This is a genomic window from Burkholderia sp. L-4 (assembly GCF_056856535.1).
This window is the reverse complement of sequence record NZ_JBXEOX010000002.1, coordinates 2,071,291-2,093,533: the sequence shown is the minus strand read 5'-3', so window position 1 is coordinate 2,093,533 and position 22,243 is coordinate 2,071,291. Positions and strand designations below refer to the sequence as shown.

Here is a 22,243-nt window from a genome sequence, read left to right as displayed (position 1 = left end):
CCCGCGCTTCGCCCGGTGTCGACACGCATTTCCCGTTGCTCCCGCGCTCGAGTCGAGCGGATGAGGTCAGGCCGGAACGTAGATCTTCGGATCCCACCAGTAGTAGCCGAACAGTTCCTGCTTCTGCCCGCCGACGAGCTTGTAAAGCGCGAAGCAAACGCCGAAATACTCGGTGCCGCTGTTCCTGACCGACGAGTCGAAGGTCGCGAACGTGAGCTGCTTCTGCTTGGCCGGGAGGCCATTTCGGGTATGCGATTCCGGATCGGGTTCCACCGCACCGTTGCGGACGACCGTGTTGCAGTTGAACTGGTTGAACACCTGATCACCCTTGTAGTGCTTGATGTCGTAGATGATCACGGCGTCGTCGGAGTTGTCGTAGATCGACACGCCGGTGAACATGATGCGGTCACGCGGGTAGGCGGTGATTTCCAGGTCGGCCGTACCCTGCCCCTTGATGCCGCGCGCGCCGGTGCAAATCATGAACTGGCCATTGTGAGCGATGCCCGTCGGACTGCCCGGGTTCTGGCTCGGAGTCGGGTACGTTCTCTTGACCCATTCCGTGTCGATAACCACGATGATGTTGATGTCCTGCGCGCTTGATGCAAGGGTGACTTCGGAAGCCATGGTTAACCTCCAATCATTCAACGTTGGTAATTGAAATCCGACGACACGTCATTAGTGCGTCACGATCAATATCCTTATTTTTACCGGAACAATCAATTACAACCAATTACACGATAACGATCATTGCAACCCACAATCAATAATCCAATTTCCGGTAGCAGGAAAATCACAAAAATCAATTACAGCCAATTACACAAGTCGAAGCGCACCCGCGCCCTGCTCACAAACAATATCGCGCGAACACGTAATGGAAGGATCACACCATCCCCGCCAGCACGTTGATTCCACGACCTCGCCAGAACCACCTCCCGCCCCTAAATAAATAAAATACGCGCTACTAAAATAGATCCCCCATCAAACCTGACAGGTACAAAGATGAATATAAATTGACGATACTGAAAGAGCGCATCGCCGATGCGCCATTCGCACCAAACGGGCAATTGACCTACCACGGAGGCATTCCAATGAAAGTCGACCTGGACAGCATCAACCTGGAAAAGACCGCTCAATTCATTCACATTCTTGCGGTTATCGACACGCATTATGTCAAGGCACATTATCCCAACCCGAGCAGGAACGCATCCGCCCCGACGGCCATCACCAGCAATGCCGCGTTCATGCTCAGCAGCCGCCTGCCGGGCGTGAGCAGTTCGGAAGGAACGGGCACGCTGGGCCTGAAGCTGCAGGTTCACGACAGCGTATCCCTGATGGGGACGTCGCTGTCCGACAACTCGGGCGATGCGGCGGTGATCTACGACGTGCGGCACTTCTCGGGGGATCGGGTCTTCAGCCGGTTTGCCGTGCACAACATCGTCGAGGCCGACGCACCGAGCGCCGCTGAGACGCCCGACGTCATCGCGATCTCGGCGCAATCCCAGGCGTTTCAAAGCCTCAATGCCGTAGCAGGTTCTTCCGGATCCGAGAACCTCGGTGCGTGTTTCGCACTTTATACGCGGGATCAAAACAAGAAGACGTTGTTCGGCTACTTCTTCTGGACCTGGCAAGCCACCGCCAGTTGAGGCAAGCGCCCCGGCCACTCGCTCCGAAGCCGGACGGAGGCGATCCAGCCGGCAAGTCTTGCACGGCGCCTGACCGGGCGCCGCCCCTTTCCGCGACAGAACCCGAATGGAGCACCACGTATGACAGCCGATCTTGGAAGCATCAATCTCGACCCGACCGCGCAGCAAATCGACATCCTGGCCGTAATCGACACGGAATACATCAAGACGAGGTACCCGAATCCGAGCAAGCAGCCCGGGGCACCGACCGCCATCGACCATCGCGCCGTACGCCTGCTTTACACCGGGGCACGCGGTGGGGCGATCGGAAATGGCGCCGCTGAATCACGTCTGACGCTGTTACCGGGCGACACCGTTTCACTCAGGGCGGTGTCCCTCTATGGGAACGCGGACGAGGCCGTGCTCGTTTATCAGGTTTCGCACCTCTTCGGCCAGCAGGTTTTCAACCAGTTCACGCAGGACTTCCTTGAAGTGACGGCCGTGCAGTTGAACCCTGAAACGTCCGACGGCCTGCCGCCGCTGAAGAAGTCGCACACTTTCGTCAGCATCGGTGCCAAGGCACGAACGAGCGGGATAGAAACGCTTGGCGCCTGCTTCGGACTCTATACGCTGGAACGAAGTACACAGGAGCTGGTGGGATACTACTGGTGGGACTGGTTCGTCATGTGCTCGTGATATTTGCCTGCCATTGGCGTGCTTCGCAAAGGCTGCGAGCAAGGGGCACGAGACGGACCGGCGGCATCCGCGACATCCGCCAGCGTCGGCTGTGGCGCCGATCCATCCGCACCGGATGCACACATGCCGCCATCGCAGCCCGCAAACGCGTCATTGGCGGGGTTCCCCGCGGGCGAAGCACGCGCGCGATCCCGGTCTCGCGCTCAGCCAACCTGAGCCGACCGGGATCGCGCGCACCCGCGACTCACGAACGGGCAGCGCTTCACGTCCGCATCCGGAGTGTGTGCGTCAACGCCGCCGCCCCACGGGCGGGATGGCCTGTTGCTCGAAATTCTCCTAAGCTTTGAGTTTCGTCCGCCGCGGCACACGCGGCGGTTCCCGTTCACTCCTCTCCCGTCACGCTCATGCACATCGATCTGAAAGGCAAGACCGCGGTCGTCACCGCTTCCACCGCCGGCATCGGGCTCGCGATCGCCGAAGGGCTCGCGCGCGCCGGTGCGCGCGTCGTCGTCAACGGCCGCAGCGACGCGTCGGTGCAATCGGCGCTCGCGCAACTGCGCGCGGCAGTGCCCGGCGCAAGCTTCGAGGGCGTCGCCGCCGACCTGTCCGACGCAGCCGGCGTCGCGCGCATCACGCAGCACACGCCCGAGGCCGACATCCTCGTCAACAATGCGGGCATCTACGGCCTGAAGGCGTTCTTCGAGATCGACGACGCCGAGTGGGAACATTACTTCCAGATGAACGTGATGTCCGGCGTGCGGCTCGCACGGCATTACCTGAAGGGGATGATCGAACGCAATGCCGGGCGCGTCGTGTTCATTTCGTCGGAATCGGGCCTGAACATCCCGGTCGACATGATTCATTACGGGTTCACGAAAACCGCGCAACTGTCGATCGCGCGCGGCCTCGCGAAGCTCGCGGCCGGCACCAGCGTCACCGTCAATTCGGTGCTGCCGGGGCCGACGATGTCGGACGGCGTGCGCGCGATGCTGAAGGAAACGGCCGACGCATCCGGCCGCAGCGTCGACGACGTGGCCGTGGAGTTCGTGCGCAATCACCGCTCGAGCTCGATCATCCAGCGGCCCGCGACGCCCGAGGAAGTCGCGAACCTGGTGGTCTACGTGTGCTCGCCGCAGGCTTCGGCGACGACCGGCGCCGCGCTGCGTGTCGATGGCGGCGTGGTCGATACGATTGCGTAACGGCCGGCGCCCGCGGGCCGCCGCGCACTAGCGCGAAGCGGCCTTGCCCGGCTGGAGCGCGCCCTTGCGATCGGCGTCCATGCAGGTGTCGAAGCCGTACTGCGTGACGACGCCGGCCTTGTCGAACACGACGAAGTACGTCCGGTGATCGTTGCCGTGCTCGATGAAGTAGTTGTAGCAGACGCCGCTGCCGTTGCGGACCATCCAGACGCTGCGCGGGTTGCCGGCCGCGCGGACGACATCGGCGCGCGTCGCGCCGTGCCGCGACGCGGCCCGCGCGAGCGGCGTGCGCGAATACGAGAACGGCAGCCACGCGTCGAACCAGGCGCAACCGTGCAACATCAGGCAGCCTGCGGCCAGAGACAGCATCGCTGCGGGACGGGACATCGGAATCAATCGCATGCTTGGGGAAAATCTGCTGCGCCATGCCGGCGTGATCGAAAGCCCCATGCTACTCGACCTTTGGGTCCGGATCGAAAAGAAATGTAGAGATCTTTATACGAATCCCTGCAGGTCATGCCCGCGCGCAAGCCCGGTCGTTGCGGCCCGCGCATGCTTGTACGCGCATCGAACCCGCCGCGCCGATGCGTCAAATCGGCACAACGTCGCGCATCGTCACGCGATCCACTCGGCCCACAGCATCGTCAGCACCGTCATCAGCGCGGGGCCGACGAACAGCCCGATCAGGCCGAACGTCTCGGCGCCGCCGAGGATGCCGAACAGCACCAGCAGGAACGGCAGCCGCGTCGAGCCGCCGATCAGCACCGGCCGCACGAAATGCTCGGCGACGAACACGACGACGAAACCGAGCACGGCCACCACGACGGCCCACACCGTCGCACCCTGCACGAACAACCAGAGCGCCGCGCCGCAGAACACGATCGGCGCGCAGAACGGCAGCATCGCGGCAATCGCCGTGACGAGGCCGAGCAGCGCCGCGTGCGGGACGCCGGCCAACGCATACGCGATGCCGAGCAGCGCACCCTCGCCGAGCCCGACGACGACGAGCCCCGTCACGGTGCCGTACACGGCCTTGACCATCCGGTCGATCAGTTCCGCGCCGTTGTGCCCGAACGCGCGCCGCGCGCCCTGCAGCAATGCGCCCGACAGCTTGTGGCCCGCGCGCAGGATCACGAACAGCGTGACGAGCATGAAGCCGAATTCGAGCAGCACATGCGCGACCTTCGTGCCGAACTGCCGCCCGTACGCGAGGAATTTCTCGCTGCTGACGCCGTGCATCGCGCTGGCCGCATGCAGCGGATGGCCGAGATTGGCCTGCCACCATTCGGTGATCTGCGCCGAGCCGTAAGGCAGCCGGCTGACGACGTCCGGCAACGGAATGCCGCTGTCCTGGACCGACTTCAACCACTCGCGCAGGTCGTGCGCCTGCCCGATCGCCTGGATGGTCGCGACCGCGACCGGCAGCACGACGAGCAACGAGATCGCGGCCGTGATGACGGTCGCGATCAGCGTCGGCCGGTCACGGAACAGCCGATGCGATTCGAAGCGTTTGAGCAGCGGCCACATCGCGATGGCGATCACGCAGGCCCATGCGATGGCGGGAATGAAGTCGCGGATGATCCACAGCGCGAGCACCAGCAGCGCCGCATACAGCACGACGCGGGCAATCTGCTGCGCGCGCGGCCGTGCGGCGGAATCGGGAGACGACGGGACATGTGCGCCCATGGCACCTCTGTCGAAATGAAAAATGGCGGTTCGCGCAGGCAACCGGCCTGCTTGAACCGCCATTCTATCCATCGGCGCCGGATCGGCGACGCGCAATATGCGCGCGCCGTGTCGTGAAGGCGGCTCAGGCCGCCTTGTCGGCGATCCGGTAACGCTCGAGCCAGTGCGCGTACGGCGCGGGCAGCGTCCACGACGGACGCTCGACGCCGAGCTGCTTGGCCGCGTAGTACGGCCAGTGCGGATCGGCCAGATGCGCGCGGCCGACCATCACGAGATCGAGCTGCGCGTCGGCCACCACGCGGTTCGCCAGTTGCGGCGTGTCGATCCCCCATGCGGACGACACCGGCAGCCCGGCCTCGCGGCGCACGCGCTCGGCGATCGGCGCGAGGAACGCCGGGCCCCATGGAATCTGCGCGGCGGGTGTCGAGAAGCCGACCGACACGCTCAGCATGTCGAGCCCTTCCCGCTTCATCCGCTGCGTGAGCGCGATCGACTCGGCAAGCGTCTCTTCGTCACGGCCGTCGTATTCGATCACGCCAAGGCGCGCGGTCAACGGCAGGTGCTCGGGCCAGACCTTGCGCACGGCCGCGAGCGTGTCGACGAGGAAGCGGCCGCGATTCTCCGCCGAGCCGCCATATTCGTCGGTACGGTGGTTCGAATGCACCGAGAAGAAGCTCTGGCCCAGGTAACCGTGCGCGAAGTGCAGTTCGAGCCACTCGAAGCCGAGATCGCGCGCACGCTTCGCCGATGCGACGAAATCGGCCTGCACGCGGGCGATATCGTCGTGCGTCATTTCACGCGGCACTTTCGGCAGGTGCGCGCCGAACGGCACAGCCGACGGTGCGATGGTCTGCCAGCCGCGCGGATCGCCGTCGGCGATATGGTCGTCGCCTTCCCACGGACGGTTCGCGCTCGCCTTGCGGCCCGCATGCGCGATCTGGATGCCGGGTACCGAGCCGGCCGCCTTGATCGCCGCGACGGACGGCGCGAACGCTTCGGCCTGCGCATCGTTCCACAGCCCCGCGCAGCCCGGCGTGATGCGCCCTTCCGGCGACACGGCCGTCGCCTCCGCGATCACGAGACCCGCGCCGCCGCGCGCGATGCCGGCCAGATGCACGTGATGCCAGTCGTTGACGACGCCGTCTTCGGCGACGTACTGACACATCGGCGGCACCGCGATACGGTTGCGCAGCGTGACATCCTTGAGTTTGAACGGTTCGAACAGGGCAGACATCCACGACTCCTTTGCTTGGTTCTGCAAAACGACAGGGAACGCGCCGCGCGATGCGCACGGCGGAACGATACGAGCCGTCGGCGGGCCGGCCGTGCCCGGCGACGAAACGGGAACGGCGCCGGGCCGGCCGGCGCCATGCGGTCAGCGGCGGCCGAGCTTGGCGAGCAATGCCTCGGCAGCGGGCGCCGACGACGCGGGGTTCTGCCCCGTGATCAGCAGCCCGTCGGTGACGACGTGCGGCGCCCAGTCGGCGCTGCGCTCGAATTCCGCGCCGTTGGTCTTCAGCATGTCCTCGACGAGGAACGGCACGACTTCCGTCAGTTCGACGGCCGCTTCCTCGCTGTTGGTGAAACCCGTCGCGCGCTTGCCGCGCACCACCGATTCGCCGGTCTGCGGGTTCTTCACGTGGCGCAGCACGCCCGGCGCGTGGCAGACGGCCGCGACCGGCTTGCCGGCGGCGAGCGCGCGCTCGATCAGGCCGATCGAATGCAGATCCTCGGCGAGATCCCACAGCGGGCCGTGGCCGCCGGGGTAGAACACGGCGTCGTAGTCGTCCACCGACACGTCGGTCAGCTTGTGCGTCGACGCGAGCTGCGCCTTGGCTGCCGCATCGGCGTCGAAGCGGCGCGTGGCGTCGGTCTGCGCGGACGGATCGCTGCTTTTCGGGTCGAGCGGCGGTTGGCCGCCCTTCGGCGATGCGAGCGTCAGTTCGACGCCCGCATCCTTGAACGCGTAGTACGGCGCGGCCAGTTCCTCGAGCCAGAAGCCGGTCTTCTTGCCGGTGTCGCCGAGCGTGTCGTGCGAGGTCAGGACAACCAGAATCTTCATGATCGGACACTCCTTCGAAAATGAACGGGGGAACAGGGCCGCGCAACCGGCGATGGCCGGTCGGCGCGGTACGCCTGTCGGTTAGTCAGCGCTGGCGCGTCATCGTGCGATCGATCGAGCCGAATACCACGCCTCTATTAGACCAGTCGTCTAGAAATGGACCAAATAAAACGACGGCGTCTCGCCGCATGGACAGCATCGCAGCACGAAATGGCATTTTCGCGTCCGTGTCGTCCACGCCCCGAATACGTCGTCGCATTCATGAGGACGGATGATAGGCCGGATTAGACCGGTCGTCTAGAAAAACGGGTATTCGCCCCTGCCGCCGTCATGGCCTTTCCATCACGCCCGATGCCGGACCCGGCCCGGCAACGCGCGCGGGGCCGATCGCGCCCCGCACCGTTCCCGCGCCGGCTAGCCGCGCAGCGGGCCGTCGGTGTCGCCGGTCTCGATGACCGGCGCCTCGAGCCGATGCTCGTGCACGCCGTCGCCCAGCAGCCGCAGCATGAGTTCCGCCAGCGCGCGCCCCGACGCATGCCCGGTCGGCTGCACGACGGCCGTCACGCGATACGGATGCGTGATGTCCGGCGGCACGCCGTCATAGACGATCAGCGACATGTCCGCGCCCAGGCGCAACCCGCTGTCCGCGAGCGCACGGAACGCGCCGCCGCCCGCGATGTTGTTGTCGACGAGCAGCGCCGTCGGCCGCTCGTCTCGCGCGAGCAATGCCCGCATGGCCTGCCACCCGCCATCGTGCGTGAACGGGCACTCGACGAGCAGCGCCGGATCGGGTTCGATGCCCGCTTCGCGCAACGCCGACAGAAAACCGGCGCGCCGCTGTGCGGCGAAATTCAGCACCAGCGGCGCGCTGATCATCGCGATGCGCCGATGCCCGAAGGCGATCAGCCTGCGCACCGCATCGCGCGCGCCGGCCTCGTTGTCGAAATCGAACCACGCGTACGGTTCGGTCGCCTGCGTGCGGCCGTACGCGACGTACGGAAACGCGCTCGATTGCAGGTACGCGATGCGCGGATCGTCGACGAGCGTGCGCGCGACGATCAGCCCGTCGACCAGTTTGCCGTCGACGATCCGCCGATAGGTCTCCAGCTCCGCGTTCGGTCGCGCGGACGCGATGATGAAATCGAGATTGCGCTCGGCGAGCCGCTCGGTCACGCCCGCGACAACCTCGCCGAAACGCGGATCGCCAAGATCGCCCGCACCGAACGGATAAACGATTCCGATCATGTCCGCTCGACCGGTCGCCAGCCGGCGCGCGGTCGGATCGGCCACGTAGCCCATTTCCCGCGCCGCCCGCGCGACGCGTTCGCGGGTTGCCTCGCTGACGTCGTCGTAACCGTTCAACGCGCGGCTGACCGTCGTGCGCGACAGCCCGAGCGCATCCGATAGCGCCTTCAGATTCACCTTCACCGTCGTTCCTCGCCCTTCATGCGCCGCACGGCATGCCGATTGGCGGCAATTGTTTCCTGTCGGTAGTGATTACCGTCAAATAATTATCTTTTGACGTCCAAACCGGTTTGAAATAGCATCCAAACCGGTTTGGACATCGATGCCCACTCAGCCGTTCACTTTCACCTTCCCAGGAAACGACGACGAGATGACATACTTTCCCTTTTTCCGCCCGGCGACGACCCGGCGTTTGCTGCTCGCTGGCGGCGCACTCGCCGCCTTCGCGTCCGTCGCGCACGCGCAGTCCGGCGGCACGGGCGCGCCCATGCCCACGCCTCACTCCCAGCAAGCCTACGACCCCGAAGGCAACTTCACGATGCGCTGGACGCGCGCGGACATCCGCCAGATCGTCGCGCAATCGCACACCGCCGGCGCCGACCGGAACTCGCTGCCGCAAGCGCTGACGATGCCGGACATCCCGCAGGATTTCCCGCTGATCAACTCGAACGTGTGGGTGTGGGACACCTGGCCGCTGGCCGACCTGCGCGCCAACCAGCTCAGCTACAAGGGCTGGGAGGTGATCTTTTCGCTCACCGCCGATCCGCACGCGGGCTACACGTTCGACGACCGTCACGTCCATGCGCGCATCGGCTTCTTCTACCGCCGCGCGGGCATCCCCGCGTCGCAGCGCCCCGCGAACGGCGGCTGGACCTGGGGCGGCCACTTGTTCCCGGACGGCGCGAGCGCCAGGGTGTTCGGCACCGCGCCGATGACCAACAACGCCGAATGGTCGGGCTCGGCTCGCCTCACGCACGGCGACAACGTCAGCCTCTACTACACCGCGACGTCGTTCAACCGCTCGGCGCCCGGCGGCGCCGACATCACGCCGCCGCAGGCGATCATCACGCGCACCGACGGCCACATCCATGCCGACGACAAGCACGTGTGGTTCAGCGGCTTCGACGATCACAAGGCGCTGCTGGAGCCGGACGGCAAGTACTACCAGACCGGCCAGCAGAACACCTACTTCTCGTTCCGCGATCCGTTCGTGTTCACCGACCCCGCGCATCCGGGCAAGACCTACATGGTCTTCGAAGGCAACACGGGAGGCCCGCGCGGCGCGCGCACCTGTACCGACGCCGACCTGGGCTACGCGGCGAACGATCCGTACAAGGAGGATCTCAACGCGGTGATGAATTCGGGCGCAGTGTATCAAAAGGCCAATGTCGGCCTCGCGATCGCCACGAACCCGCAACTGACCGAGTGGAAGTTCCTGCCGCCGATCCTGTCGGCGAACTGCGTCGACGACCAGACCGAGCGGCCGCAGATCTACCTGAAGGACGGCAAGTACTACCTGTTCACGATCAGCCACCGCACGACGATGGCGGCCGGCGTCGACGGCCCGGACGGCGTGTACGGCTTCGTCGGCAACGGGATCCGCAGCGACTTCCTGCCGCTGAACGGCGGCAGCGGGCTCGTGCTCGGCAACCCGACCGATTTCTCCGCGCCGGCCGGTGCGCCGTATTCGCAGGATCCGAACCAGAACCCGCGCGAATTCCAGTCGTATTCGCACTACGTGATGCCGGGCGGGCTCGTCGAGTCGTTCATCGATGCGATCGGCCCGCGCCGCGGCGGCACGCTCGCGCCGACGGTGAAAGTGCGCATCAACGGCACGTCGACGGCGGTCGACCGCGCCTACGGAAGCGGCGGGCTCGGCGGCTACGGCGACATCCCCGCGAACCTGCCTGCAACCGGGGCCGGCCACAACGACGGCAGCAGCCAGGTCAATTAGGATAACCAACTATAAAGAAAGCCGGTAAAGCCCGGGGTCGAGGAGGCGCATATCGCGCGTGTCGCGTGTGCGCCTCCCTTTTTTTTCGAACACACGCGCGTGCCGCCGTCGAACGCGGCATGCGCCCCTTGCCCGCTTCGCCCGACGAAGCACGGTACCGCGCATGAATTCGACGTCTTTCCGCCTTACCTTCCGGATCGCCCGGTTGCTGCTCGCCTGCCTGGCGTGCTCGCAGGTCGCCGCCGCCCCGTGCGACGCACCGGCCGGCCAGGGCACGCCGCAATGGCGGCCCGCGCTTCACTACACGCCGCAGCGCAACTGGATGAACGATCCGAACGGGCTCGTCTACGACAACGGTCGTTATCACCTGTTCTATCAATACAATCCGCTCGGCAACGACTGGGGCAACATGTCGTGGGGCCATGCGACGAGCACCGATCTCGTCCACTGGCGCGAAGAGCCGGTCGCGATGCGCGCGAACGCATCGGAGGAAATCTTCTCCGGCTCGATCGTCGCCGACACGCTGAACACGTCCGGTCTCGGCAAACCGGGCCGCACGCCGCTCGTCGCGCTGTATACGAGCGTCTACAAGCCCGGCTCGGGTCACGCACCGGGCGTCCAGGCCCAGTCGCTCGCGTACAGCCTCGACCAGGGCACGACCTGGCAGCCGTATGCGCACAACCCGGTGCTCACGCTCGATCCGGAATCGAAGGAATTTCGCGACCCGAAAGTGTCGTGGTATGCGCCGGGCGGCTACTGGCTGATGACGACGGTCGTCGCCGACGCGCACGTCGTGAAGCTCTATCGCTCCGACGACCTGATCCACTGGAATTTCCTGAGCGACTTCACGCGGCCGGGCGTGCCGCACGACGGCGCGCTGTGGGAAATGCCGGACCTCGTGCCGCTGCCGCTCGACGACGATCCGCAACGCATCAGGTGGGTCATGATCGTCAACGTCAACCCGTGGTCGATCGCGGGCGGTTCCGGGGCGATGTATTTCGTCGGCGATTTCGACGGCCGCACGTTCGTGCCCGACCACATTGCGCCCGCCGGCTCCGATCCCGCGCAATTCCGCTGGGTCGATCACGGCGCGGACTTCTACGCGGCCGGCACGTTCTCGGGCGCGCCCGGCGCGCGGCCCGTCGCGATCGCGTGGATGAGCAACTGGGATTACGCGGCGAAAGCGCCGACTGCGCCGTGGCGCGGCGCGACCACCTTGCCGCGCGAACTGTCGCTGAAGACGATCGACGGCGAACCGACGCTCTTCGTCACGCCGGCGGCCGCATTCGATGCGTGGGCGGACAGCCGGCCCGTCGTGCACGAAGGCGACCTCACGGTCGACTCCGCGACGCGCGTGCTGCCGGCCGCGACGCGCGGCGTGGTCCAGCGCATCACGGTGACGATGGCGCCGCGGCAAGCGGCGCGCGCCGGCCTGATCGTCCGGGGTTCCGCCGACGGGTCGACCGGCACCCGGATCGTCTACGACACGGCGAAACGCACGCTGACGCTCGACCGTTCCCGCTCGGGCGAAACGCATTTCGCCGACAAGTTCAGCCGCGAGCACATCGTGGACCTGCCGCTCGAGCGCGGCCAAGTGCGGCTCGAGATCGTCGTCGATCGCGGCTCGGTCGAAGTGTTCGCGAACGGCGGCCGCGTGGCGCTGACCGACCTGGTCTTTCCGCCGCTCGATGCGGACCGCGTCGCCGTGTTCGCCGAGCACGGCCGCGCGACATTCTCCGGGCTCACGGTGACGCAGCTCGAAGCCGGCGCCTGCGCCGCCCGCTAGGCGCGGTTCGCCTGCTCCGTCCCGCGCGTGGCGGGGCCGTCCGCCCGGGCGCCGCGGCGCCCGGCGAACGGCCTTCGTCGGTGTCGCGGATCAGAGCAGACCCATCCCGCCCGACGCGATGATTTCCGCGCCGACGATGAACGCCGATTCCGCCGCGCTCAGGTGCAGCACCGTCGACGCGATTTCTTCCGGCGTACCGAAACGACCGACCGGGACGAGGCCCTTGATCTTGTCGGCCGTCTCGTCGAGCGTCGCCGCATCGAGCCCGAGCTTGCCGTACAGCGGCGTCTGCACCGGTCCCGGGCTGACGACGTTCACGCGCACGCCGTGCGGCAACAGTTCCGTCGACAGCGTCTTCGCGAACGAATTGACGGCCGCCTTGCTCGCCGCGTACACCGACGAGCCGGGCATCCCGATATGCGCGTTGATCGAACCGTTGATCACGATCGACGCGCCGCGGTTCAGCAGCGGCACCAGCGACTGGATCTGGAAATACGCGCCCTTCACGTTGGTGTTGAACACGAGGTCCCACATGGCCTCGTCGCTGTCGGCGAACGGCGCGAGCTTCGCGACGCCCGCGTTGACGAACACGGCGTCGAGCCGGGCGCCCGCCGTCGCGATCGCGTCGGCCAGCGCGCGCGCCGACGCGACGCTGCCGGCCTCGTTGCGGATCGCCAGCGCGCCTTCGCCGAGCGATTGCCGGACGGCTTCCAGCGTCTGGGCGTCGCGCCCGGTGATGATGACCCGCGCGCCTTCGGCCGCGAATGCCTTGGCGGCCGCCAGGCCGATGCCGCTGTTGCCGCCCGTGACGAGGACCGTTTTTCCTTCGAAGCGTTGCATGATGTTCTCCTGTGAACCGGTGAGTTGACCGTGAACACAGGATGCGCCCGGCGCGCGCCCTTGCCGTACGACGGGCGCGACGAACATGTTCGAAAACATCGAACATGTTTGGGCGGCCGCTTCAGCCGACGACGTCGATCCCGTCGAGCAGCCGCTGCGCGAGGCGCGGCTCGCGCAGTTGCTCGAGCCACCATTGCAGCGCGCGGCCGTCGCGTTCGCCATGCCACGCCACGTAAAGCAGGTTCGGCTCGCGCGGATCGGCCGTCTGTTTCTCGACCAGTTCGCCGCGCGCAAGCAGCGACGTGACACGCCGGCGCGGCACCCAGCCGACCCCGAGCGCGTCGCGCTGCGCGAGGATCTTCGCGCGCATCGACGGCACCGCGAGCACGGGCTGGCCGCCGAGCAGCCCGTACGCACGGCCGGCCGCGCGCCGCGACGAATCGGCGACGACGACCGCGCGATGTGCGCCGATCGCGTCGCGCGTCAGCACGCCGCCCGCGGCGGCCAGCGGATGGCGCGGCGACACCGCGAACACCCATTCCATCGCGCCGAGCTCGAACCATTTGAAGCCGGGAATCGCCGGCGGCTCGTTGGTCGCGCCGACCACCAGGTCCGCGCGGCCGTCGCGCAACGCTTCCCAGGTGCCGCCGAGCACTTCGTGCGTGAAGCGCAGCGACACGCCGGAATCGAGCGCGTCGAACGCGCGGACGACCGGCAGCAGCGTGTCGAACTCCAGCACCTCGTCGCTGACGATCCACAGCCGGTCCTCCCAGCCGCTCGCGATCTGCCGGACGCGCTGCGTGAGCCGCGCGACGTCCAGCGCCAGCCGTGCCGCCTCGTCGGCCAGCACCTGTCCGGCCGGCGTGAGCTGCAGCCGGTAGCCGCGCCGGTCGAACAGCAGCGCGTCGAACCGCGTTTCGAGCTGGCGCGCCGCGTGCGACACCGTCGACGGCGCCTTGCCGAGCCGCGCGGCCGCTCGCGACAGGCTGCCGGTGGCACGGATCGCGTCGAGCAGCGCCAGTTCGTCTTCGGACAGCATGAGGTCGCTCCAGGGGTAAGGGTGTCGTGGATCGTAAGGCAGCGGCGGCCTGCGGTCCAATCGCGCGATGCGGGCGGCGCTCGCGCCGGCACGCTGCCGATCCGTCCGCCGACTTCCGGTATCCTGATCGGCATTGAATCGTCACGATCGAGGTAACCACCGCGATGGACATCGCGATCCGCATCGAAGGCCGTCACGACCTGACGGGGCAGATCTTCCGGCAGCTGCGCACGGCGATCGTCGACGGGCGCCTCGAAGGCGGCGCGCGGCTGCCGTCGACGCGCGATCTCGCGAAACAGCTCGGCGTGTCGCGCAAGACGACGCTCGACGCGTTCGAGCGCCTCGTCGCCGAGGGCTACCTGACTACGCGCGCGGGCGACGGCACGTTCGTCGCGGACGGCCTCGCGCGCGTGCCGCACGCGGCGGCGATGCCGGCGCCGTCGATCGTCGACGCCACGCCGCGTGTCGATGCGGTCGACGCCCGCGCGCTGTGGAACGACCTGCCCGACGCGCTCGCGATGCCCGCGCCGCAGGATGCGCCGGGCTTCGACTTCCGCGGCGGCGTGACCGACAAGACGCTGTTCCCGTTCGACGCATGGCGGCGCTGCCTGCATCACGCGCTGCGCCAGCAGGCGCGCGGCCGCGGCCAGTATCACGACCCGGCCGGCGACCCGCAGCTGCGCGGCGCGATCGCGCGCTACGTCGCGTTCAGCCGCGCGGTCGCGTGCGGCTGGGACGACGTGCTCGTCACGCACGGCGCGCAACAGGCGCTCGACCTGCTCGCGCGTGTCGTCGTGCGGCCTGGCGACGTCGTCGCGGTCGAGGATCCCGGTTATCCGCCCGCGCGCGCCGCGTTCGCGTCGCTCGGCGCGACCGTGATCGGCGTACCGGTCGACGCGCACGGCCTTGTCACCGGCCGCCTGCCCGACGAAGCCCGGCTCGTCTACGTGACGCCGTCGCACCAGTTCCCGCTCGGGATGCCGATGACGCTGGAACGGCGCATCGCGCTGCTCGAATGGGCGCAGCGCCGCCGCGCGGTGATCATCGAGGACGACTACGACGGCGAATTCCGCTTCGAGGGCCGGCCGGTCGAATCGCTGAAGAGCCTCGACCGCACGGGCCTCGTCGCGTACGTCGGCACGTTCTCGAAGACGATCTTTCCCGAACTGCGGATCGGCTACGCGATTCCGCCGCGCGCGCTGCGCGGCGCGCTGGCCAAGGCGAAGCAGATCGTCGACTGGCACACCTGCACGCTGACGCAGGCGGCGCTCGCGCGCTTCATGCTCGAAGGCGATTTCGCCCGGCACCTGAAGCGCGTGCAGAAGCACTACGACGCGCGACGCAAGATGCTGATCGCGCATCTGCGCGGCGAACTCGCGCCGTGGTTCGACGCGATCGTGCCGACCGCCGGCATCCACCTCGCCGCGCACCTGAAGCCGGGCCTCGACGAAGCGGCACTGGTCCGCGCGGCGCGTGCGCAGGACATCGGCCTGTACGGAATCTCGGCGTTTCACGTCGGCGTGCCGGTGCGCGCGGGGCTGCTGTTCGGCTATGGCGGGATCGACGCGCTGCGCATCGACACGGCGCTCGCGAAACTGGCCGGGCTGCTCGGCGCGGGCGGGGCCGGCGGACCATCACTGGTTACCTGAATTTCCACAGAATTGGCTATTCAAGCAGGCCAGTCGGTTTCGTAAAGTGGGTCCTGTCGCGCCGCCCCGGCGCCACCCACCGAAAAGGACCTGCCATGCAACCGCGCCTGAACTTCTATACCGCCAGCCCGAACGCCATCAAGGTGATGCGCAACGCCGAGGACTTCATCGCGAAGAGCTCGATCGAGAAGCCGCTCGCCGAACTCGTCCGCCTGCGCGCGTCGCAGATCAACGGCTGTGCATTCTGTGTCGACATGCACACGACCGACGCGCGCAAGGGCGGCGAAACCGACCGCCGTCTCGCGACCGTCGTCGTGTGGCGCGAAACGCCGTTCTTCACCGAGCGCGAACGCGCGGCGCTGGAATGGACCGAGGCGCTGACGCTGGTGGCCGACAACCACGTGCCGGACGCCGTCTGGGAAGCCGTCAAGCCGCACTTCACCGACGAGGAACTGTTCGACCTGTCGATGCTGATCGCGACGATCAACACGTGGAACCGCTTCGCGATCGCGTTCCGCAAGATGCCCGAGTAAGGAACCGGCAATGACCCGCTCCCCGCTCCATCGCACCGTTCTGGGCGCCGCGCTCGTGCTCGGCGCCGCGCTGCCGGCCGCCGCCTTCGCGCACGATGCCGGCGACAGCGTTCACGCGATCATGCAGCAGGCCGTGCCCGAAGCGCCCGGCAAGCGCGTCGTCGTCGCGACCGTCGACTATGCGCCCGGCCAGGCGTCCGCCCCACACCGGCACCTCGGCTCGGTGTTTGCCGTCGTGTCGAAAGGCGAAGTGCTGTCGCAGGTGAACGACGGCCCGCTGCGCCGCTACCGCGCCGGCGAGGGCTGGTACGAGGCACCCGGCTCGCGCCACCCGGTGTCGCGCAACGCAAGCGCGACCGAGCCCGCGCAGCTCGTCGTGTTCGGCCTGACCGGCGAGCACGAACCGCTGAAGTCGCCGATCGATCGGTAACCCCTTGGCGGGGCGCGTGCGCTACCGCTGGCGCGCGCCCGCTCGCCCTTTTCCCCGTTAACTGCTCCCTACATGCCACCGGCGGCGCACTGCGTGCCGCGACGTGGCGCCCCGCGCGTCCGTGGCCGGATTCGACGCGCGCCTGATCGAGATCAAGGGCGGCGAAAACCCTTCCTTGAAATTAACTAACTCATCAATTAGCGTCGATTTCATGAACGCGAAAGCCACCGTCGCCAGGCCGCGCGGGCGCCGCCCGTCGGTGGACGATTTCGACCTGCGCGGCCATATGCTCGACGTCGCGATCGCGTTGTTCGCCGAGCGCGGCATCGCCGCGACGACGGTCGCGCAGATCGCGGCGGCCGCCGGCGTCACGTCGGCGATGGTCCACTACTACTTCACGAACCGCGAGCAGTTGCTCGACGCGATCGTCGAGGAGCGGCTCGCGCAGGTCATCGCGTTCGTGTGGCGGCCGACCGAACCGCGGATCGAGAACGATCCGTTCGCGCTCGTCGCCGAACTCGTCGACCGCTTCTTCGACGTCACGCACCGCATGCCGTGGCTGCCGTCGATCTGGCTGCGCGAGATCGTCCACGAAGGCGGGTTGCTGCGCGAGCGGATGGTCCGGCGCATCCCGCTCGACCATATCGGCGGCTTCGCCGAACGCATCCGCGCCGCGCAGCAGGCCGGCACGCTGAATCCCGCGCTCGAACCGGCGTTCCTGTTCCACTCGATCATCGCGCTCGTGATGCTGCCGCTCGCCACCGCGAAGCTGTGGCACAGCGCGCGCGGCCTGCCGCCGATCGACCGCGACACGTTGCACCGGCACGTGCGCGCGCTGCTCGGCTCGGGCATGCAGCCGCCCGCGGCCGCGCCGCGCGCACGCGGCCCGTCGCCGCGGAGGCCGTCGTGAACGCGACCCGCTCGCGCCTGCCGGCGCTGGCCGCCGCGATCGCGCTGCTCGCCGGCTGCGAACGCTCGACGGGTAGCGGCACGACCTACCAGGGTTATGTCGAAGGCGAATTCGTGTACCTGTCGTCGTCGCAGTCGGGCACGCTCACGCAACTGGCGGTCGAGCGGGGTCAGGCCGTCGCCGCCGGCACGCCGGCGTTCTCGCTCGAAGCCGTCAGCGAAACGGCCGCGCTGCGCCAGGCGCAGCATCAGCTCGAGGCCGCACGCGCGCAGCTGGCCGACCTGCAGACCGGCAAGCGTCCGCCGGAAATCGCCGTCACGCAGGCGCAGCTCGCGCAGGCCAGCGCACAAGCTGCGCGGGCCGCCGCGCAATTCGCGCGCGACGAACGCCAGTACGCGGCCGGCGGCCTGTCGAAGCAGCAACTCGACGATTCGCGCACGGCCGCGCAGACGACGGCCGCGCAGATGCGCGAGCTGCAAAAGCAGGTCGACGTCGCGCGCCTGCCGGGCCGCGCGCAACAGGTCGCCGCGCAAGCCGCACAGGTCGACGCCGCGCAGGCGGCCGTGGCCGAAGCGCAATGGAAGCTCGACCAGAAGCGCGTTGCCGCGCCGGGCGCCGGACGCGTGTACGACACGCTGTACCGCGTCGGCGAATGGGTGCAGGCCGGCAACCCGGTCGTGCAGATGTTGCCGCCGCAGAACCTGAAGGTGCGCTTCTTCGTGCCGGAAGCGGCCATCGCCTCGCTCGCGCCGGGGCACACGGTCGCGATCCATTGCGACGGCTGCGCGGCCGACGTGCCCGCGCGCATCACCTATGTGTCGAGCGAGGCCGAATACACGCCGCCCGTGATCTACAGCAACGAGAGCCGCACCAAGCTCGTGTTCATGATCGAGGCGCGCCCCGCCGCCGCCGATGCGCCGAAGCTGCATCCGGGCCAGCCCGTCGCCGTGAGCGTGCGATGAACGCGCCGCCCGCCCCGTACGCGATCGACGTCGACCGGTTGAACAAGCGGTTCGGCGACAAGCACGTCGTGAAGGACGTGTCGCTGCGCGTCGCGCGCGGCGAGATCTTCGGTTTTCTCGGACCGAACGGCAGCGGCAAGACGACGTCGATCCGGATGATGTGCGGATTGCTCACGCCGGATGCGGGCAGCGGAACCTGCCTCGGCTACGACATCGTGCGCGACAGCGCGCAGATCAAGCGGCGCGTCGGCTACATGACGCAGCGCTTCTCCTACTGGGAAGACCTGTCGATCCGCGAGAACCTCGACTTCGTCGCCCGCGTGTACGGGATGCGCGACCGCAAGGCGGCCGTCGCGCGCGCGCTCGACGGGCTCGGCCTCGCGAGCCGCGCCGACCAGCTCACGGGCGCGCTGTCGGGCGGCTGGAAGCAGCGCCTCGCGCTGGCCGCGTGCATGCTGCACGAGCCCGAGCTGCTGCTGCTCGACGAGCCGACCGCCGGCGTCGACCCGGCCGCGCGCCGCGATTTCTGGGAGGAGCTGCACCGGCTCGCCGCGCGCGGGATCTCGGTGCTCGTCAGCACGCACTACATGGACGAGGCCGAGCGCTGCCACAAGCTCGCGTACATCGCGTACGGCGAACTGCTCGCGCAAGGCACGTCGGCCGAGATCGTCGCATCGCAAGGGCTTGCGACCCGCGCGATCGCCGGCGAGCACCTGACCGAATTGTCCGCGCGGCTGCGCACGATGCCGGGCGTCGACCAGACGGTCGTGTTCGGCTCGGCGCTGCACGTGAGCGGCCGCGACCGCGCGCGGCTCGACGCGACGCTCGAACAGGTCGCCCGCGATACGCCGCTGCAGGTCGTGCCGATCGACACCGGGCTCGAGGACGTGTTCATCTACATGATGGGCCGCGCGTCCGCGCCGCCCGGCCGGGTGTCGCCATGAACGCGTGGGCGGGCCTGCGTGAATCGTTCTCGGTCGCGCGCTGGTGGAGCATCGTGCTGAAGGAGTTCCTGCAGCTGCGCCGCGATCGCGTGACCTTCGCGATGATCGTCGGCGTGCCGATCATCCAGCTCGCGCTGTTCGGCTTCGCGATCAACACCGATCCGAAGCACCTGCCGACCGCCGTGATCGTCGCCGACGGCAGCCCGTTCGCGCGCAGCTTCATCGCCGCGATGCGCAATTCCGCGTACTTCGACATCGTCGACACCTTGCCCGACGAGGCGGCCGGCCGCCGTGCGCTCGCACGCGGCGACGTGCAGTTCGTGCTGAGCGTGCCGGCCGATTTCTCGCGGCGGCTGCTGCGCGGCGAGCGCCCGGCGCTGCTGGTCGAGGCGGACGCGACCGACCCCGTCGCCACGGCGTCGGCGATCGGCGCGCTGCCGGGCCTCGTGCAACCGGTCGCCAACAAGGACCTGACGGGGCCGCTCGCGCACCTGAACGGCCGCCCGGCCGCGTTCGACGTCGTGCTGCACCGGCTGTACAACCCGGAAGGCATCACGCAGTACAACGTCGTGCCGGGCCTGATGGGCGTGATCCTGACGATGACGATGGTGATGATGACGGGTCTCGCGATCACGCGCGAACGCGAGCGCGGCACGATGGAGAACCTGCTCGCGACGCCCGTGCGGCCGCTCGAGGTGATGACGGGCAAGATCGTCCCGTACGTGCTGATCGGGCTGATCCAGGTGTCGATCATCGTCGCCGCGTCGCGCTTCGTGTTCGACGTGCCGTTCGTCGGCGGCGTGTTCGCGCTGTACCTGTCGGCACTGCTGTTCATCGCCGCGAACCTGACGGTCGGCATCACGCTGTCGTCGCTCGCGCAGAACCAGTTGCAGGCGATGCAGCTCGCGGTGTTCTACTTCCTGCCGAACATCCTGCTGTCGGGTTTCATGTTCCCGTTCGCCGGCATGCCGAAGTGGGCGCAGGTCATCGGCAACCTGCTGCCGCTCACCTACTTCAACCGCCTCGTGCGCGGCATCCTGCTGAAAGGCAACGGCTGGGCCGACCTGTGGCCGTCCGTGTGGCCGGTCGCGCTGTTCACCGTCGTCGTGATGGGCGTCGCGCTGCGCTTCTACCGGCGCACGCTCGATTAGGCCGCATGCGATGACACCGGCCCCGCATCGCCCCTTCCGCACTGCCGCCGGCTGCGCATTGGCCGCCGCGGCGCTGCTCGTCGCCGGATGCGCGGTCGGGCCGGACTTCCGCCCGCCCGCCGCACCGGCCGCGCGGCAGTACACGCGCGGCGAGCTGCCCGCGACGACGGCCGCCGCCAGCGGCCCGGCCGGCGACGCGCAGATTTTCTCGTCGGCCGACCACACGCCGCGGCGCTGGTGGACACGGTTCGGCTCCGAACCGTTGAACCGGCTCGTCGACACCGCGTGGCAAAACAGTCCGACGCTCGCCGAAGCCCGCGCGCGGCTCGACGAAGCGCGGCAGAACCATGCGGCCGAAGCCGGCGCGACGATGCTGCCGCGTGTCGACGCGAACCTGTCCGCCACGCGCGAGCAAGTCGATACCACCGCGTTCGGGCTGCCGGCCAACGTGCCGAACCCCGGGCCGTTTACGCTGTACGACGCGTCGGTCAGCGTGTCGTACGTGCTCGATGTGTTCGGCGGCAACCGGCGCGCGCTCGAAGCACTGCGTGCGCAGGTCGACTATCAGGCCTACACGCTCGACGCCGCACGGCTGACGCTTGCGGGCAACGTCGTCGCCACCGCGATCCTGCGCGCCTCGCTCGCGCAACAGGTCGCGCTCACGCGGCAGCTCGTCGACGCGCAGGCGCGGCAGTTGCGCATCGTCGAAGCGCGTTATGCGGCAGGCGGCGTGTCGCAAGCCGACGTGCACGCGCAACGCGCGCTGCTCGCGCAGACGCAGGCGTCGCTGCCGCCGCTTGCGGCCCGCCTCGGGCAGGCCGGCCACCGGCTCGCGATCCTGCTCGGCGCGGCGCCATCGGATGCCGTGCTGCCCGAACTCGCGCTCGATGCGCTGGCGCTGCCGCGCGCGCTGCCCGTCGCGCTGCCGTCGACGCTCGCCCGCGAACGGCCCGACATCCGCGCGGCGGAAGCCGTGCTGCATCAGGCGAGCGCGAACGTCGGCGTGGCCACCGCGAACCTGTATCCGCGTTTCTCGATTTCGGCGGGAATCGGTTCGGAGCGCACGCGCATCGCGGATATCGTCGGCGGGCTCAATGTATGGAATGTCGGCCTCGGTCTCACGCAGCCGCTTTTCCACGGCGGCGAACTGCGCGCGAGAAAGCGCGCGGCGGAGGCGGCCTACGACGCGGCATTCGCGAGTTATCGGGAAACCGTATTGCTGGCGCTTCAACAGGTGGCCGACGCGATGCGCGCGGTCGAACACGATGCGGCCGCCTTGCAGGCGCGGGACACGGCCGCACGGGAAGCGGCCGCCACCCATGCGATTGCCGGCGACCGCTACGCGGCGGGCGGGATCGGCACGTTCGAGCTGCTCGATGCACAGCGGCAGGCGCTGCAGACGGCGCTCGACCGCACGCGCGCGCAGGCCAACCGGCTGGCCGATACGGCGGCGCTGTTCCAGGCGCTGGCGGGGAACTGGACGGACGAGACGGTGAAATGAACGAGACGGCAGCACCCATGAAAAAACCGGCCCG

Annotated in this window: 21 protein-coding genes; 13 read left to right on the top strand and 8 right to left on the bottom strand. The window is 68.1% G+C overall.

The features are described from left to right. Window positions 1–66: 66 nt before the first annotated feature. On the bottom strand, window positions 67–624 hold the full coding sequence (locus tag AC1VVG_RS26200; protein ID WP_034191491.1) for an inclusion body family protein: 558 nt from the start codon (window positions 622–624) through the stop codon (window positions 67–69). Window positions 625–1,010: 386 nt separating this feature from the next. Between AC1VVG_RS26200 and AC1VVG_RS26195 the strand changes: the two genes are divergently transcribed. The 3 genes from AC1VVG_RS26195 (at window position 1,011) to AC1VVG_RS26185 (ending at window position 3,517) form a co-directional block, all read left to right on the top strand. After that, window positions 1,011–1,643, top strand: coding sequence for an AidA/PixA family protein (locus AC1VVG_RS26195; RefSeq protein WP_226227561.1), 633 nt, complete (start codon window positions 1,011–1,013; stop codon window positions 1,641–1,643). 120 nt (window positions 1,644–1,763) lie between these two features. After that, complete coding sequence (locus AC1VVG_RS26190) at window positions 1,764–2,318, top strand: inclusion body family protein (RefSeq protein ID WP_034191493.1); 555 nt, start codon at window positions 1,764–1,766, stop codon at window positions 2,316–2,318. A 404-nt stretch (window positions 2,319–2,722) separates the two neighbouring features. Continuing rightward, entirely contained in the window at window positions 2,723–3,517 is a 795-nt protein-coding gene (locus tag AC1VVG_RS26185; RefSeq protein WP_049029691.1) for an SDR family NAD(P)-dependent oxidoreductase, read from the top strand. 27 nt (window positions 3,518–3,544) lie between these two features. Here the strand turns inward: AC1VVG_RS26185 and AC1VVG_RS26180 are convergent, their stop codons facing one another. The 5 genes from AC1VVG_RS26180 to AC1VVG_RS26160 all read right to left on the bottom strand — a co-directional run bounded on the left by AC1VVG_RS26180 (window position 3,545) and on the right by AC1VVG_RS26160 (window position 8,693). Further along, a complete protein-coding gene (locus AC1VVG_RS26180; protein WP_034191495.1) occupies window positions 3,545–3,919 on the bottom strand; it encodes a hypothetical protein in 375 nt (124 codons plus the stop codon). A 213-nt stretch (window positions 3,920–4,132) separates the two neighbouring features. Next, window positions 4,133–5,203 (bottom strand): AI-2E family transporter, encoded by a 1,071-nt coding sequence (locus AC1VVG_RS26175; RefSeq protein ID WP_034191496.1) that lies wholly within the window; start codon window positions 5,201–5,203, stop codon window positions 4,133–4,135. 124 nt (window positions 5,204–5,327) lie between these two features. Further along, window positions 5,328–6,437, bottom strand: a complete 1,110-nt coding sequence (locus AC1VVG_RS26170) for an NADH:flavin oxidoreductase/NADH oxidase (protein WP_034191497.1) — start codon at window positions 6,435–6,437, stop codon at window positions 5,328–5,330. A gap of 141 nt (window positions 6,438–6,578) precedes the next feature. Beyond that, the gene (locus tag AC1VVG_RS26165) at window positions 6,579–7,265 is read right to left on the bottom strand and encodes a type 1 glutamine amidotransferase domain-containing protein (protein ID WP_059556477.1); all 687 of its coding nucleotides are present in this window, start codon (window positions 7,263–7,265) and stop codon (window positions 6,579–6,581) included. Between the two features lie 414 nt (window positions 7,266–7,679). Further along, window positions 7,680–8,693, bottom strand: coding sequence for a substrate-binding domain-containing protein (locus tag AC1VVG_RS26160; RefSeq protein ID WP_069705327.1), 1,014 nt, complete (start codon window positions 8,691–8,693; stop codon window positions 7,680–7,682). A gap of 187 nt (window positions 8,694–8,880) precedes the next feature. Between AC1VVG_RS26160 and AC1VVG_RS26155 the strand changes: the two genes are divergently transcribed. Continuing rightward, window positions 8,881–10,464 carry a glycoside hydrolase family 68 protein gene (locus AC1VVG_RS26155; RefSeq protein WP_034191500.1) on the top strand — a complete coding sequence of 528 codons (1,584 nt, stop codon included), beginning with the start codon at window positions 8,881–8,883 and terminating at the stop codon, window positions 10,462–10,464. Window positions 10,465–10,627: 163 nt separating this feature from the next. Next, window positions 10,628–12,250 carry a glycoside hydrolase family 32 protein gene (locus AC1VVG_RS26150; protein WP_301740861.1) on the top strand — a complete coding sequence of 541 codons (1,623 nt, stop codon included), beginning with the start codon at window positions 10,628–10,630 and terminating at the stop codon, window positions 12,248–12,250. Window positions 12,251–12,340: 90 nt separating this feature from the next. Here AC1VVG_RS26150 and AC1VVG_RS26145 read toward each other — a convergent pair whose 3' ends face one another. Continuing rightward, on the bottom strand, window positions 12,341–13,090 hold the full coding sequence (locus AC1VVG_RS26145; protein ID WP_482836672.1) for an SDR family oxidoreductase: 750 nt from the start codon (window positions 13,088–13,090) through the stop codon (window positions 12,341–12,343). A gap of 121 nt (window positions 13,091–13,211) precedes the next feature. Then, window positions 13,212–14,129, bottom strand: a complete 918-nt coding sequence (locus AC1VVG_RS26140; protein WP_034191502.1) for a LysR family transcriptional regulator — start codon at window positions 14,127–14,129, stop codon at window positions 13,212–13,214. Between the two features lie 164 nt (window positions 14,130–14,293). Between AC1VVG_RS26140 and pdxR the strand changes: the two genes are divergently transcribed. The 8 genes from pdxR (at window position 14,294) to AC1VVG_RS26100 (ending at window position 22,209) form a co-directional block, all read left to right on the top strand. Further along, on the top strand, window positions 14,294–15,778 hold the full coding sequence (pdxR, locus tag AC1VVG_RS26135) for a MocR-like pyridoxine biosynthesis transcription factor PdxR (protein ID WP_059556472.1): 1,485 nt from the start codon (window positions 14,294–14,296) through the stop codon (window positions 15,776–15,778). A 95-nt stretch (window positions 15,779–15,873) separates the two neighbouring features. After that, window positions 15,874–16,311, top strand: a complete 438-nt coding sequence (locus tag AC1VVG_RS26130) for a carboxymuconolactone decarboxylase family protein (protein WP_049032701.1) — start codon at window positions 15,874–15,876, stop codon at window positions 16,309–16,311. Between the two features lie 10 nt (window positions 16,312–16,321). Further along, window positions 16,322–16,741 carry a cupin domain-containing protein gene (locus tag AC1VVG_RS26125; RefSeq protein ID WP_049032703.1) on the top strand — a complete coding sequence of 140 codons (420 nt, stop codon included), beginning with the start codon at window positions 16,322–16,324 and terminating at the stop codon, window positions 16,739–16,741. Between the two features lie 211 nt (window positions 16,742–16,952). Beyond that, window positions 16,953–17,651, top strand: a complete 699-nt coding sequence (locus tag AC1VVG_RS26120) for a TetR/AcrR family transcriptional regulator (RefSeq protein WP_034191506.1) — start codon at window positions 16,953–16,955, stop codon at window positions 17,649–17,651. Next, window positions 17,648–18,613, top strand: a complete 966-nt coding sequence (locus AC1VVG_RS26115; protein ID WP_482836671.1) for an HlyD family secretion protein — start codon at window positions 17,648–17,650, stop codon at window positions 18,611–18,613. The genes AC1VVG_RS26120 and AC1VVG_RS26115 overlap by 4 nt, the downstream gene beginning before the upstream one ends. Beyond that, entirely contained in the window at window positions 18,610–19,557 is a 948-nt protein-coding gene (locus AC1VVG_RS26110) for an ABC transporter ATP-binding protein (protein ID WP_034191508.1), read from the top strand. Before AC1VVG_RS26115 ends, AC1VVG_RS26110 begins: the two co-directional genes overlap by 4 nt. Beyond that, a complete protein-coding gene (locus AC1VVG_RS26105) occupies window positions 19,554–20,708 on the top strand; it encodes an ABC transporter permease (RefSeq protein ID WP_059556470.1) in 1,155 nt (384 codons plus the stop codon). Before AC1VVG_RS26110 ends, AC1VVG_RS26105 begins: the two co-directional genes overlap by 4 nt. 10 nt (window positions 20,709–20,718) lie before the next feature. Further along, complete coding sequence (locus AC1VVG_RS26100; RefSeq protein WP_482836670.1) at window positions 20,719–22,209, top strand: efflux transporter outer membrane subunit; 1,491 nt, start codon at window positions 20,719–20,721, stop codon at window positions 22,207–22,209. Window positions 22,210–22,243: the final 34 nt, after the last annotated feature.